14 protein-coding genes are annotated in these 13,305 nt (G+C 41.3%); 7 read left to right on the top strand and 7 right to left on the bottom strand.

Features of this window, described 5'->3' with window-relative positions; all coding sequences use genetic code 11:
- Positions 1–69: 69 nt before the first annotated feature.
- Positions 70–1,236: an amidohydrolase gene (locus tag A6M13_RS06040; RefSeq protein ID WP_066543864.1), complete on the bottom strand. Its 1,167-nt coding sequence runs from the start codon at positions 1,234–1,236 to the stop codon at positions 70–72.
- Entirely contained in the window at positions 1,233–1,748 is a 516-nt protein-coding gene (locus A6M13_RS06035) for an antibiotic biosynthesis monooxygenase family protein (RefSeq protein ID WP_066543859.1), read from the bottom strand. The genes A6M13_RS06040 and A6M13_RS06035 overlap by 4 nt, the downstream gene beginning before the upstream one ends.
- A gap of 213 nt (positions 1,749–1,961) precedes the next feature.
- Between A6M13_RS06035 and hemE the strand changes: the two genes are divergently transcribed.
- From hemE to A6M13_RS06000, 7 genes are all read left to right on the top strand, one after another.
- Positions 1,962–3,008 carry a uroporphyrinogen decarboxylase gene (hemE, locus tag A6M13_RS06030; protein WP_066543858.1) on the top strand — a complete coding sequence of 349 codons (1,047 nt, stop codon included), beginning with the start codon at positions 1,962–1,964 and terminating at the stop codon, positions 3,006–3,008.
- Between the two features lie 14 nt (positions 3,009–3,022).
- Positions 3,023–3,955, top strand: a complete 933-nt coding sequence (gene hemH, locus A6M13_RS06025) for a ferrochelatase (protein ID WP_066543857.1) — start codon at positions 3,023–3,025, stop codon at positions 3,953–3,955.
- Between the two features lie 124 nt (positions 3,956–4,079).
- A complete protein-coding gene (hemG, locus tag A6M13_RS06020) occupies positions 4,080–5,519 on the top strand; it encodes a protoporphyrinogen oxidase (protein ID WP_245669242.1) in 1,440 nt (479 codons plus the stop codon).
- A gap of 141 nt (positions 5,520–5,660) precedes the next feature.
- Positions 5,661–6,101: a FixH family protein gene (locus A6M13_RS06015; protein WP_066543853.1), complete on the top strand. Its 441-nt coding sequence runs from the start codon at positions 5,661–5,663 to the stop codon at positions 6,099–6,101.
- A gap of 95 nt (positions 6,102–6,196) precedes the next feature.
- Positions 6,197–6,772 carry a TetR/AcrR family transcriptional regulator gene (locus A6M13_RS06010; RefSeq protein WP_066543851.1) on the top strand — a complete coding sequence of 192 codons (576 nt, stop codon included), beginning with the start codon at positions 6,197–6,199 and terminating at the stop codon, positions 6,770–6,772.
- A gap of 119 nt (positions 6,773–6,891) precedes the next feature.
- On the top strand, positions 6,892–9,396 hold the full coding sequence (locus tag A6M13_RS06005) for a YhgE/Pip family protein (protein ID WP_066543850.1): 2,505 nt from the start codon (positions 6,892–6,894) through the stop codon (positions 9,394–9,396).
- Positions 9,397–9,450: 54 nt separating this feature from the next.
- Positions 9,451–9,693, top strand: coding sequence for a hypothetical protein (locus tag A6M13_RS06000; protein ID WP_066543848.1), 243 nt, complete (start codon positions 9,451–9,453; stop codon positions 9,691–9,693).
- A gap of 21 nt (positions 9,694–9,714) precedes the next feature.
- Here A6M13_RS06000 and A6M13_RS05995 read toward each other — a convergent pair whose 3' ends face one another.
- The 5 genes from A6M13_RS05995 to A6M13_RS05975 form a co-directional block, all read right to left on the bottom strand.
- The gene (locus A6M13_RS05995; RefSeq protein WP_066543846.1) at positions 9,715–10,347 is read right to left on the bottom strand and encodes a response regulator transcription factor; all 633 of its coding nucleotides are present in this window, start codon (positions 10,345–10,347) and stop codon (positions 9,715–9,717) included.
- Complete coding sequence (locus A6M13_RS05990; protein ID WP_066543842.1) at positions 10,340–11,371, bottom strand: sensor histidine kinase; 1,032 nt, start codon at positions 11,369–11,371, stop codon at positions 10,340–10,342. Before A6M13_RS05990 ends, A6M13_RS05995 begins: the two co-directional genes overlap by 8 nt.
- A complete protein-coding gene (gene liaF, locus A6M13_RS05985) occupies positions 11,368–12,030 on the bottom strand; it encodes a cell wall-active antibiotics response protein LiaF (RefSeq protein WP_066543840.1) in 663 nt (220 codons plus the stop codon). Before liaF ends, A6M13_RS05990 begins: the two co-directional genes overlap by 4 nt.
- A gap of 88 nt (positions 12,031–12,118) precedes the next feature.
- The gene (locus A6M13_RS05980; protein WP_066543838.1) at positions 12,119–12,754 is read right to left on the bottom strand and encodes a PspA/IM30 family protein; all 636 of its coding nucleotides are present in this window, start codon (positions 12,752–12,754) and stop codon (positions 12,119–12,121) included.
- Between the two features lie 30 nt (positions 12,755–12,784).
- Positions 12,785–13,132 carry a lmo0954 family membrane protein gene (locus A6M13_RS05975; RefSeq protein WP_066543836.1) on the bottom strand — a complete coding sequence of 116 codons (348 nt, stop codon included), beginning with the start codon at positions 13,130–13,132 and terminating at the stop codon, positions 12,785–12,787.
- Between the last annotated feature and the right edge of the window lie 173 nt (positions 13,133–13,305).

Genomic DNA, 13,305 nt, shown 5'->3' with positions numbered 1-13,305 from the left:
AACGAAAGGTGTTTTTATTTGTCTCATTATTTTAGGTCAGTGCCCATATCGGCGAGGGCTTTTGATCGTTTAAAGTGTGTGCTGTTGGTAGCGAATGGCTGCGTTTAATAAAACTTCAGCCGCAACTTGCATGCCACGCTCATCAATATCAAACATCGGATGATGATGCGGTACATCATAGCCAGGGTGTGCGCCGGTATAGAAAAATGTTCCCGGCACATGTTGTAAATAGTAGGCGAAATCTTCGCCACCCATTGTCGGTGTCATTACAAACGCTTCGTCGACAAAGTCGAGCGTTTGAGCAATATCACGTATAAATAATGTTTCAGCCTCATGATTCACAACAGCTGGATACCCTTTAATAAAATCAATTGTATACTGGGCATCGGCTGTTGCCATTGTGCCATCAAGAACACGGTAAAACTCCGTTGTCATTTTATCGCGTACTTCCTCTGTGAATGTGCGAATGGTGCCGCTTAGTTTTGCGGTATCGGCAATCACATTTGAGGCGTTATCAGCAACGAATCCACCAATGCTTAAAACCGCTGAATCAATCGGTGAAATACGACGAGACACAAGCTGCTGTAAATTCATCACAAGCTGTGCACCGATAACGACCGCATCTTTTGTTTGGTCAGGATGTGCGCCGTGACCACCATGCCCTTGAATAATGATGTCAAAGCTATCGCACGCTGCCATCATCGGTCCAGGACGGTAGCCAACTTTGCCCACTTCGAAATTGGACGATAAATGCGTTCCAAAAATGACATCGACGCCATCTAAACAGCCGTCCTCAATCATTGCTTTTGCACCGCCTGGGTCAAGCTCCTCTGCATGTTGATGTATGAACACGTATGTGCCCGTTAATTCATCGCGCATCTCGTGTAAAATACGTGCAACGGTTAATAATGTCGCAGTATGTCCGTCGTGACCACATGCATGCATGACACCATCTACTGTCGATTTATACACGACATCTTTTTCGTCTTGAATGGGCAATGCATCAAAGTCGGCGCGCAGTGCTACTGTTTTTCCTGGATATTTGCCTTGAATTGTGGCGACCACACCGTTACCACCGACATTGGCACGGAATGGAATAGTTAAGCTAGCGTAAAACTGTTGAATATATTGTGCTGTTTTTGTTTCTTGAAACGATAATTCAGGGTGCATATGTAAGTGACGACGTATCGCCACCATGTCTTCGTAATAGGCGTTAATGCGCTCCGCAATATTCATACATTCTCCTCAAGTGGTTTTGCCGTATATTTCGTGACATATGGTTTAGACATAAATAAAATTTGTGTGTTCGCAATGCCAGTAGAACTTTCGCCACCGAATAATTGCGTATAGCTATCGGTTTGTTGCCAACGTTCATACGAAGCAGGACCCGCCCACTGTGTTAATAAAATATACGTTTCATGTTTAATTGGGCGTAAAAAGCGATAAGCGATTAATCCAGAAGCATCTTCAAATAAGGCTTGTTGTTTCATATAACGCTGCTCAAATAATAAACGACTTTCATCGCTTACTGGGACATTGTGAAGCGCAAAAAATCCTTTTTGCTCAAGCGTTCCGTTACTTTGAATCACTTCAAAATTGCGCGGCGTAGCGAACACGGACTTTTTATCACTTTCATGTAGTAAGAGTGTGTTGCCTTCGCCATGCATAATGAAAATTTCATGCTTTTTGTGCTTTTGTCGCACTGTTTCCATAAAGTCAGCAGTGCCCGATGTCATATACATCTTCATGCGGAATCCCTCCAATTTGTCAACTTGTCAAATACATTTACCCTTTCATTAAAGAATAAATGCAACAATGTTGTCAAAAAGATGGCGCCTGTGATGAACAATTTTATGACATTTCGAGCGGAAAACTATACAATATTATGGGGAACGTTTATATTGATGGAGGATATCATTATAAGCGGATTAACACTTTATTTTGGAAGGAAGCGTTCTAAAATGGGAACATTCAACGATACATTATTACGTGCTGCACGTGGTGAAGCAGTAGAGCATACACCAGTGTGGTATATGAGACAAGCAGGGCGCTCACAGCCTGAGTACCGTGAAATTAAACAAAAATATTCATTAGAAGAGATTACACAACAGCCAGAGCTATGCGCATATGTGACGCGTTTGCCGGTTGATAATTACAATGTCGATGCAGCGATTTTATACAAAGACATCGTTACGCCATTACCAGGCATCGGTATTGATGTGAAAATTCAAGCGGGTGTTGGTCCAGTGATTTCAAACCCAATCCGTACAGCTGCAGATGTTGAGCGATTAGGTGAGTTTGATGCACAAGAGCATACACCGTTCGTTTTAGAAACGATTAAGATGTTAACAGAAGAGCAATTAAACGTACCGTTAATCGGTTTCGGTGGCGCGCCATTTACATTAGCGAGCTATATGATTGAAGGCGGTCCGTCACGCAGCTATAACAAAACAAAATCATTTATGGTATCACAGCCACAAGTTTGGTTTATGTTAATGGATAAATTAGCAGACATGATTATCGCGGATATTACAGCACAAGTAAATGCAGGTGCAAAAGCGATTCAAATTTTCGATTCATGGGTTGGCGCATTAAACGTCGAAGATTACCGCGTATTTATTAAGCCGGTTATGACGCGCATTTTTGGCGAGCTACGTAAATTAAATGTACCACTTATTCAGTTTGGTGTCGGTGCATCACATTTAGCAAATGAATGGCATGATTTACCGATTGACGTTGTCGGCTTAGATTGGCGTTTACCGATTAAAGATGCTCTTGCACGTGGCATTACAAAGCCAGTACAAGGAAACCTAGACCCATCATTCTTATTAGCAGACTGGTCAGTAATTGAAAAACGTACGAAAGATATTATCGACCAAGGTGTACAAGCACAAGGTCACATTTTCAACTTAGGTCACGGTGTGTTCCCAGAAGTAGACCCAGATGTATTAAAACGTTTAACAGCATTTATTCATGAATATAGCGCTCAAGTACGCGCACAACAATAATAGAGGTGAAAAACATGAAACCAGTACGCGGTTTATTAGTAATGGCATATGGTACGCCATACAAAGAGGAAGACATTGAACGTTATTACACACATATTCGCCACGGACGCAGGCCATCACAAGAGCATTTAGATGACTTAACAGACCGTTACCGTGCAATCGGTGGAATTTCACCACTTGCGAAAATGACAGAAGCACAGGCGGAGAGCTTATGTGCACGTTTAAATGAAGTGCAAGACGAAGTGGAATACAAATTATTTATCGGTTTAAAACATATCGAGCCATTCGTAGAAGATGCAGTAGAAGCAATGGTGAACGAAGGTATTACAGAAGCGGTATCGATTGTATTAGCACCACACTTCTCAACATTCTCAATTAAATCGTACAACGGTCGCGCACAAGCACATATTGAAAAATTAGGTGCAGATTTAGCGCTAACTTCTGTTGAATCTTGGTATGCACAGCCGAAATTTATCGAGTTCTGGAAACAAGCAGTCAATGGTGAGCTTGCGAAAATGACAGAAGAGCAACGTCAAACAGCTTGCTTAGTCGTGTCAAACCACTCATTACCAGAGAAGATTAAATTAGCAGGTGACCCATATGAAGAACAATTAATCGAAACAGCTCGCTTAATTGAAGAAGCTTCGGATGCAACGAACGTTGAAGTTGGTTGGCAATCCGCTGGTCAAACGCCAGAACCTTGGTTAGGGCCAGATGTACAAGATTTAACACGTGAATTATTTGAACAAAAAGGCTATACATCATTTATTTATGCACCAGTTGGTTTCGTAACAGAGCACTTAGAAGTGTTATACGATAACGATATTGAGTGTAAAGTTGTTTGTGATGATATTGGCGCAGCATATTATCGTCCGACAATGCCAAATACACACCCACTATTTATTGATGCAATGGTGGATGCAATCCATGACAAATTAAACGCATAATCGTAATGACAGCATGCCAGTAAACGAGGAGTTACGCAGTTAGCTCCTTTGTTTCTGTGATTAGCTGAACACATTCGGCTGACGACAGAAGCAATAAAAATTACGAGCGTAAAAGAAAGTGATGATGAGATTGACGAATAAGCAGAGAAAGGTTGTCATTATTGGAGCAGGGATTACGGGCTTAACGACAGCATTTTATATGCAAAAACAAGCGCGTGACGAGAAGCTACCAATTGACGTGCTGTTAATAGATGCCTCATTACGTGCAGGTGGCAAAATTGAAACATTACGTCAGGATGGCTACATTATTGAACGTGGTCCTGAATCCTTTTATGACCAACATGGAGATATTGAACGTTTAGCACAGGACTTATATATTCGTTCGAAGTTGATTAATAATAATATTGGTACATCGTATATTGCATTAGATACAAAGCTATATGAAGTGCCGCGTCAGTTTTCGAAGGACCGAACAGCCCCTCATTTACCAACATTTGTATCGACGGAGTTATTATCTGTCGGTGGTAAAGTGCGCGCTTTAAAAGATATTGTAATGCCCCGCGGAGATCATCAATATGATGAGTCTGTGGCGAATTTTTTTAAACGACGCTTTGGTCAAGAAGTGCTTGAAAATGTTGTAGAACCTTTATTAGCGGGAACATTTGCTGGAGATATTGAACATTTAAGCATGAAGGCGATGTTCCCGGAGTTTTACGCATTAGAAGCCGAGTATCGTAGCTTATTGCGCGGTTTTTCAAAAGCCGGTGTCGCCTTTTTACCAAATGAAGTACGCCAGCATCGTGGTGTATACCAAACGTTTGAAAATGGCTTACAAACGCTTGTGGAGTCATTAGAAGAAAGTTTAGCCCCGCACACATTACGTAAAGGGCTACGTGTGTCAAATGTTGAGCAATTACCGGATGCAACTGCGCGCGTTCATTTTACAAATGGCGATAAAATTCATGCCGATGAAGTCATTGTTGCTACACCATTTGCGGTGACAAAAAATATATTATCAGCTGTAGAAAACTTACATTATGTCACACCTGTGAAAAGTGCCACAATCGCGACTGTCACAATGGCGTTTGATGCTGCGCAAATTACGAAGTATCAAGATGCACTTAATTTCTTTGTGTCACGCAACTCAAATTTTGCCATTACGTCATGTACATTTTCACATAATAAATGGGACCATGTTGCACCAGAAGGCAAAGCGTTATTGCGTATTTATTTAGGGCGTGTCGGTGATGAAACGATTGTAGAGTTATCCGATACAGAAATTGAGAAAATTGTATTGCGTGACTTAGAACAAGCAATCGGTGTGATCGGGCAGCCTGATTTTACGATTGTGTCGCGTTGGAAAGAAGCGATGCCGCAATATACAGTTGGGCATGATGAAGCGGTTGAAGAGTTACGTAAACGTATTAACCAGGCGATGCCAAGCGTATATATAACAGGCAGTTCATACGACGGGATGAGTTTGCCACGCTGTGTTGCGCAAGGCTATGATACAGCGAAGCGTTTAATTACGAAAATGACGCAGGCAGATTATACAGACGCATAAATCAAAACGTACGGCAAACGTGTCGTACGTTTTTACTATTGTCATAGTAAATTTGTCGAAAACCTCTTTAAGAAGTGTAATCTGCCATGAATCATCGTACACTAGAGCAAAGGGGATTTTTGCGAAGGGATGAGGGAGAGCATGAAAAAGCGATATGTATATAGCGGTCTGCTCATTGCATTATTAGTAAGTGGCTGTAGTGAGGAAACGTCACATTCATCACATACAGAAATGCAAGAGATGATAGAGCTTGAATATATGATGACAGAGCCACTGCAAGCGGGTGAACAAACGATAGCCATTCAATTAACGCAGCATGAAGAGGCAGTTAATGATGCTGACAGTGTGATTTTTGAAGTTTGGCAAGCAGGTCACAGTGACGCTGCGCAAAAAATAGAGGCAGTACATACAGAAAACGGCATATATGAAGCGGTATACACATTTGACGATAACACAGCGTACTACGTCATTGCGCATACGACTGCAAAGGGCATTCATTTAATGCCAAAAGAACAAATGATTATCGGAGAAGTAGATCGTATTCCAGCAGATGACTACCGAGGCTCAATGGATCATTCTTAAACGCTTGCAAGTTTGTAAAAAGAGGCGTAGAATAATGACCAGATTCAAAAAGTGGTCAGTTTTAAAGAAAACAACGGACAATAGGGAGGATTTGTATGGATCGCAAGCAAGAGATTTTGGAAGCGGCAGCAAAATCCTTTACGATGTTTGGTTACAAAGCAACGACAATGGAGCAAGTGTCGAAAATCGCGAATGTTGGTAAAGGAACTATTTATACATTTTTCAGTAATAAAGAAGAGCTATTAAAAGAAATTGTGTTAACATTAATTCGCGATATGACAAGACAAGCAGATGCAGTAATGGATCCGACAGTGTCTGTTATGGAAAATGCCCAAAAAGCGATGATGAAGCTACTGCAATTTAGAGAGCAACATTTACTATATGCCAAACTAATTGAAGAAGAAAAGGCGCTGCGTACGCCTGCTGTGAAGCAAATGTTATTAACGATTGAAGAAGAAATTATTGCCTATGTGACAAAACGCATTGAAAACGGCATTGCTAAAGGTGAAATTCGTCCGTGCGATGCGGAGATGGTGGCTTATTTATTATTAAAAGCATATTTTGCCTTTATTTTAGATTGGCAAGAATTACACGAAGAGCCGTTGCCAGAAGAAAAGATTTGGACATTATTTAAAGATACGATTTTTAGAGGGTTAGCTGTGAATGAATAACTTGTCTGTTGGCAAGTTTTCTTTTTTACGATAAATGACCAGATGACGATATTGGTCATTTATTATTTTGGTGAAAAATGACTGAAAAACAATTTTGGTCATAAATTCAGGAGGACGTTATGATTAAAGCAGAATGGCAGGAAATTATGAAAACGCCAAAAGGTATTGCTTCGATTTTGGCGATTATGATGATACCGATTTTATACACAGGCTTATTTTTATGGGCGTTTTGGGACCCCTATAATAATTTAGACGCGTTACCTGTAGCAATTGTCAATGAAGATGAAGCACATGAATTTGAAGGGGAGACGTTACAGCTTGGAGATGAGCTTGTCACGAACTTATTGGATAGTGGTACATTTCATTTTGAGGAGTTATCAAGAGCGCAAGCAGAGAAAGGCTTGGCAGATGGTGACTATTATTTAATTATTGAAATTCCACAGAACTTTTCACAGCATGCGACGACGTTACTAGATGACGAACCGGAAAAGCTGACGATTAATTATGTCGCAAATGAAGGGCAAAACTTTTTAGGTGGACAAATTGGTGAGACAGCCGTTAATAAAATTCGTGACGAAGTAAACGCACAAGTATCAAAAACATATGCAGAAATGTTGTTTACGGCAATTGATGAATTAACGACAGGCATTAGCGATGCATCAGAAGGTGCAATTACAATCCAAGACGGTGCAGTCGATGTTTCAGCAGGAGCGGATGAATTAAAAGGCTATTTAACAGAGCTAGCATCAAGTACGATTACCATTTCTGATGGTACAACGAGCCTACAAGACGGCGCTGAAAAAGCTGCAACCGGTGCAGTCAGCTTAGTCGACGGCTTAAAGGAACTGCAAAATGGTAGTACGCAGTTACAACAAGGGGCAACAGATGCTGCATCTGGTGCGACAACATTACAACAAGGGATTACGGATTATACAAATGGTGTGACAACTGTTGGGCAGGGTTACGCAACATTACAAGAGAAACAATTGCAGTTTGTCGAAGGTATGCAGCAACTTGCGACATCAACAAACGATTTACAACAAGGAACGAGCGATGTAGCAACAGGTGCAGCAGCATTACGTGAGGGAATTAGCGATCTAGCAAATGGTGCGACAAATATTTCGACTGGTGTAAGCAACATAGCAACTGGCGCAGCGGCATTACAAGGTGGCGCACAGCAACTTGCGTCCGGTACAACAGATGTAACGGCAGGCGCTGAACGTTTACAGGATGGTTTAGCGCAATTATCGATGCAGTTAGAAGGTTTACAGCAAGCTTTGCCGGCAGAACAATACGCGGTTCTTCAACAAACGGTCGCACAATTACAGGAGGGAAGCAGTGCTTTAGTAGAAGGTACAACATCGCTTGGAACAGGTGCAAATGAACTCGCGAACGGTGCAACGAATATAGCAGAAGGGGCGAACGACTTAGCAATCGGCAGTGAAGCATTAGCGGGTGGTGCAATGCAATTAGTAGAAGGTGCGACACAATTAACGAGTGGCACAGCAACCTTGCAACAAGGTACGAACGATTTACATGCAGGTGTGACAACATTAGCGGACGGTGCAACGCAATTAACAAATGGTTATACAGAAGCGTTTAATGGTGTAGAACAATTAGTCGCAAATGCACCGAGCTTACAAACTGGCGCAAGTAATTTAGCGACTGGGTTAACAACGCTTCAAACGAAAATGGGCGATATGACAGCGGGAATTGTGTCCGCTAAAGATGGTAGTGCGGAGCTTGCGAGTGGCTTAACCGATTTAGTAGGGGGTACAACGGAGCTTGCAGACGGTACAAAAACATTGGCGTCTAAATCAGATGAGTTAGCGACAGGTGGAGCCGATTTAGCAGCAGGTGCAACTGAATTAGCAGATGGTACAAAAACATATGCAACAGAGCTAGAGACAGCAACAGCGGAAACTGATGATATAACACCGACAGACGATACGTATGAGATGATGGCTTCTCCAGTAGAAGTATCCAAAACAGCTGTCAATGAAGTGCCGAACTATGGTACTGGATTTGCGCCGTACTTTATTTCACTCGGTTTAGCAGTAGGTGGTTTACTGATTGCACAAATTTATGATTATGTAACACCGTACCGCCGACCAACAAGTGGCACAGCATGGTTTTTCAGTAAAGTGAGCGTACTAGCATTAATTGGTTTAGCACAAGCTGCATTTGTGACGATAGTTGTGTTGATGATTGGTATAGAGGTTGAGCATCCGTGGTTATTACTCGCCATTGGTACGCTTGCAAGTATGACATATATTGCAATTGTCCAAGTGCTTGTCACATGGTTTGGCGATGTCGGTAAATTCTTTGCGCTCGTTATTTTAATTTTACAGCTTGTCTCAAGTGCAGGTACATTCCCGATTGAACTAATTCCTGATGCGTTACAAAATCTGTACGGACTATTCCCGATGACATACACAGTTGAAGCATTCCGTGCGGTTATTTCGACAGGGGATATGGCAATGATATTGCATAGCACCGTTATTATTGCGATTTTTGCCGTACCATGTATGTTATTAAGCTATCTGTACTTTTTTGTGAAATTCCGTCAACTACGTAAAGTGGAGACGGTTGCGGTAGTAGAAGAACATTCAAAACGAGACTAGGACAAAAAGAAATCTCCTTCAGCAACGACAACTGCTGAAGGAGATTTTTCTGCTGTGGGTGCTACTCCACATAGCGGACGCGTTTCGCAGGCATGGCTTGAGGCAAACACGATGTTTGTCACATCTGCCTTGCCACAGGACGTGGCGTTTTTGGCAGATGTTCCTCTTTTAAAAGCGCATGCTCCTGCGGTACCTCGTCGCAGAAAAACATTGCTTTTTCTGCTGAAGTCGCCGCTTGTGTCGGAACGCACCAGCGCATTTTTATCATCGCAATATACTCATTTTTATCAAAAATAGGGTTCTGTCTCAGTCTCGTTTTTAATTAAATAATTTATTCGAAAATGCATATACAACCGCTTGCGTACGATCTTGCACATCTAACTTACTTAAAATATTACTGACATGTGTTTTCACAGTTTTTAGTGCAATAAATAGCTCATCGGCAATTTCTTGATTTGTGCGCCCTTTACATAAAAGCTGTAACACCTCATATTCACGTTCCGTTAATTGGTCGTGTAATAAAGGGGTAGCACCTTGTCGCATTCGTTGCATTATCTTTTGGGTTACTTCAGGTTCAACGACGGATTGCCCGTTGACAGTTTGGCGAATCGCTTCTGCAATTTGTTTCGCATTGGATGTTTTTAAAATATAACTAATGACACCTGCTTCAAGTGCAGGGTATACTTTGTCATCGTCTAAAAAGCTCGTCACCATCATAATACGAGCAGTCGGCCAAGTTTGTAAAATTTCACTCGCCGCCTCTGCACCATTTAATTCGGGCATGACATAGTCCATTAATATACAATCTGGTCGGTGTGTGAGTGCGGCTGTTACAGCTTCGCGTCCGTTTGTTGCTTCTGCAATCACTTCCATATCTGGCTGCGCATTTAAATATGCACATACACCAATACGCACCATTTCATGATCGTCTGCTACGACGATTTTAATCATGTTTCATCACCTCAAGTGGAATTTGTACTTCTACAATTGTACCATCCCCTGGCACCGATACAATTTTACAAACACAGCCAATTTCAATGGCACGGTCGACCATATTTTGCAGTCCGTACGAAGTCGTTTTTTGCGCACGTTCCTCTGCTTTAAAACCAACACCATTATCTTGAATACGTAAAATAGCACGGTCGCTGCGCATAATAAATAACAGTTCAATTTCCGTTGCTTTCGCATGGCGCAATGTGTTCGAAATCGCCTCTTGTGCAATGCGGAATAAATGGTCTTCTTGCGCTTTACTTAACATAATTTCTTCTAGTTGGTAGCTAATTAGCACATTCACTTTTTGCTCTAATTCAATAATTAATTCGCGTAAGCCTTGTGCAAGTGTTTTATCGCGCAGTGCGACCGGACGTAAATGTAGCAGTAGTGCACGCATTTCCAGTTGCGCTTGTTGCACAATTTTTTCAATTTGCTCGACGGTTTTAGGCTGTGCGGTTTGCTGCTCACTCAGTGCTGATAACATCATGGAAGCGGCGAAAAGTTGCTGTGATACCGAATCATGTAGCTCGCGTGCAAGACGTTGGCGTTCCATAATAATTTTTTCTTGAATTTTTTCATCTTCTAGCTCAATGCGCTCATTTGTAATACGATGTAAGCTTTTGCGCTGTGTCGTTAATAATGCTTCTGCCTCAAGCAATGGCTTCCGAATGGATTTTGGTACACGCTTTGGCACGAGCGACTTTGTTGGATCTTGTAGCTTTTTAATATGACGTGCAGCCGAAGCATCACGCAGCTTTAATTGAATGGTCATCCAAAACGTGAGAAACAGAATAAAGCTAACGATAGCTATACCCATCATCAAGACGTATGAGGAATCCGTACGCCAACGTTCTTCAATTAATGGTAAAATGAACTGCCAATTTTGATGTTGTGTATCACCAAACAATAATATACCAATAAGTGCTAGTAAAAAAATCGTTAAAAAACTAATGATAATCAGTCGGTTGAAAAAGCCAATCATTGACGAATCACCTCGATTTCACCAGCAATGGATGAAAGGTGCAGCACGATAATTCTTTGTAAATGTAGACCTTCTTCGTACATCACAACTTCATTTAATGTACGACGTGGCTCGTCTAAAATCGTCGTTGAGCCAAGTAGTGTAGATGCTTGAATACGTAAACCGACCTCAAAAGGAACAGTCACTATGATTTTGCCGATACCATGGCGCACAGAAATAAATGATGTACCCGTCGGTAAAATCGTTTTCGTTGCATCAATATTGATAATACCAAAAGGACGTTGGACGATATAATCACGCCAAACATAATCTTCTTGTGGTGGCTGTGCAAGTGCTTGATGCGACGTATAATGCAGGCTCGTTAATTTTGTTTTTGCGTGTGCGCGGCTGTAAGTAAGTGCAGCATATACGCCAGCAATTAATAATAGAATCAATAAAATGCCGTGTAGAAAGGGCATTGTTAAAAGAGCGATTAGCAAGAAAAATAGAGCTGTATATAGCCATTGTTTACGTTGTGTGCGCTGCGCAAACATCCAACAAAGCAAGGCAAATAATAAAGTAGGATTGAAGCTATGCTGCGTCATCGCGCTATTAGCCGTTGTCAGCACAATCACAGCTGCAAACAGTATAAATAAAGGCTGCTGCCAAAAGTTTTGCATAAGAAAGCTCCTTTCGAAGAGGATGATAGAAAAAAGGTTGTCCGAGAATGACTTCTAGGACAACCGGTCTTGTGTTATTGTAGCATGTTTACTGTTTATCGAGTGTTGTTTCTGTTTGCTGGCGTCGGCTAATTTGTTCTAAGCGTTGTTCAAATGTTGTCACTGAATAATCAGCATCAATACGGTCGCTTAGCTGGTCAATATATTGCTCCATTTCAGCGAAGCTTTGGTCATTTGTTTCATGCGTTTTTAACACACCATCCATTTTATGATGTGCACGTACAACATTTTCTTTGCCCATTAATTGCAATTGACGCACTTTCATATCCTTTAGTTTATGCTTCATTTGTTCGTATTTTTGTTCAAGCGTAAAGTAATCATGCGTTACCTGTTCGAGTGATTGCTCCAACTGCATTTGGCGCTCTGTGTATGTGGCCACTTCTTGTTGTGCAAATGCCAATAAATCTTCTTCACCTGCGTATTGGACAAGCTCTAGCTGCTCACGACGTTTCATAAGCATTTTTTCATTTTCTTTTAACGCTTGTGCAAATTGTTCTTGTAATTGACGTTGGCGCTCTAAGCAAGAGGCTGTTTCTTTCGTCTGCACTTCAGCTTGTTTTAAATAATGATTTAATAAAGTAATTGGATTTTTGCGTTCTTTTTTATCGAGTATTTGTTGTACATCGGCTTCTATTGTATAGCGTAATCGTTTGAAAAAGTTCATTGGTCTATTCTCTCCATTTCAATTATAAAATTAGCGGTTCATTTTCGCCCATTCGCGTTCAAAATGATCAAACGGGTCATCTGTGCTTGTTGTTTTTTGGAATGTAGGCATGTCGCCATTTTTGTAAAAATAATAAACAACACCAGCAATCGCAAGGACAACTAAGCCAGGTACATTGCTTAATGCGGATAATACACCGACAGCGATTAGTGACCCCCAAATAATTTGCCCAGGTAAACTAGTTGATTTTGTGAAGTAGTGTAAGCCACCAGCAACAATTGCTGCAGAAATCAGTAACGCTACTAATGGTGGTCCAGCAATACCTAGTAGAACAACTGCTGCTACTGCCAATGCTGTAACTTTTAAAAATTTTGTCATATGTGATGCCCCTCTCTTGATTTGTTATATTCATCATACGTGGATAGAAGAGAAGCAGAAACGGGCGGAAACTGTAATTATATGTAGGTCTAGAGGCTGAGTGAGGCTAAGACTGTTTAGCAGTAGTACTAAAATAAAGAGAAAAGGTTCATCGCTAAAAAAGAAAAAGAGAT

It is taken from the genome of Caryophanon tenue (genome assembly GCF_001700315.1).
GTDB classification, from domain to species: domain Bacteria; phylum Bacillota; class Bacilli; order Bacillales_A; family Planococcaceae; genus Caryophanon; species Caryophanon tenue.
The sequence above is the reverse complement of the archived record's forward strand: the minus strand, read 5'-3'. Positions and strand labels throughout refer to the sequence as shown.

Bases quoted from the DNA above. Each gene is read 5' to 3' on its own strand.
- A6M13_RS06040 (WP_066543864.1), bottom strand. From the start codon at position 1,236: ATGAATATTGCGGAGCGCATTAACGCCTATTACGAAGACATGGTGGCG.
- A6M13_RS06035 (WP_066543859.1), bottom strand. From the start codon at position 1,748: ATGAAGATGTATATGACATCGGGCACTGCTGACTTTATGGAAACAGTG.
- hemE (WP_066543858.1), top strand. From the start codon at position 1,962: ATGGGAACATTCAACGATACATTATTACGTGCTGCACGTGGTGAAGCA.
- hemH (WP_066543857.1), top strand. From the start codon at position 3,023: ATGAAACCAGTACGCGGTTTATTAGTAATGGCATATGGTACGCCATAC.
- hemG (WP_245669242.1), top strand. From the start codon at position 4,080: ATGAGATTGACGAATAAGCAGAGAAAGGTTGTCATTATTGGAGCAGGG.
- A6M13_RS06015 (WP_066543853.1), top strand. From the start codon at position 5,661: ATGAAAAAGCGATATGTATATAGCGGTCTGCTCATTGCATTATTAGTA.
- A6M13_RS06010 (WP_066543851.1), top strand. From the start codon at position 6,197: ATGGATCGCAAGCAAGAGATTTTGGAAGCGGCAGCAAAATCCTTTACG.
- A6M13_RS06005 (WP_066543850.1), top strand. From the start codon at position 6,892: ATGATTAAAGCAGAATGGCAGGAAATTATGAAAACGCCAAAAGGTATT.
- A6M13_RS05995 (WP_066543846.1), bottom strand. From the start codon at position 10,347: ATGATTAAAATCGTCGTAGCAGACGATCATGAAATGGTGCGTATTGGT.
- A6M13_RS05990 (WP_066543842.1), bottom strand. From the start codon at position 11,371: ATGATTGGCTTTTTCAACCGACTGATTATCATTAGTTTTTTAACGATT.
- liaF (WP_066543840.1), bottom strand. From the start codon at position 12,030: ATGCAAAACTTTTGGCAGCAGCCTTTATTTATACTGTTTGCAGCTGTG.
- A6M13_RS05980 (WP_066543838.1), bottom strand. From the start codon at position 12,754: ATGAACTTTTTCAAACGATTACGCTATACAATAGAAGCCGATGTACAA.
- A6M13_RS05975 (WP_066543836.1), bottom strand. From the start codon at position 13,132: ATGACAAAATTTTTAAAAGTTACAGCATTGGCAGTAGCAGCAGTTGTT.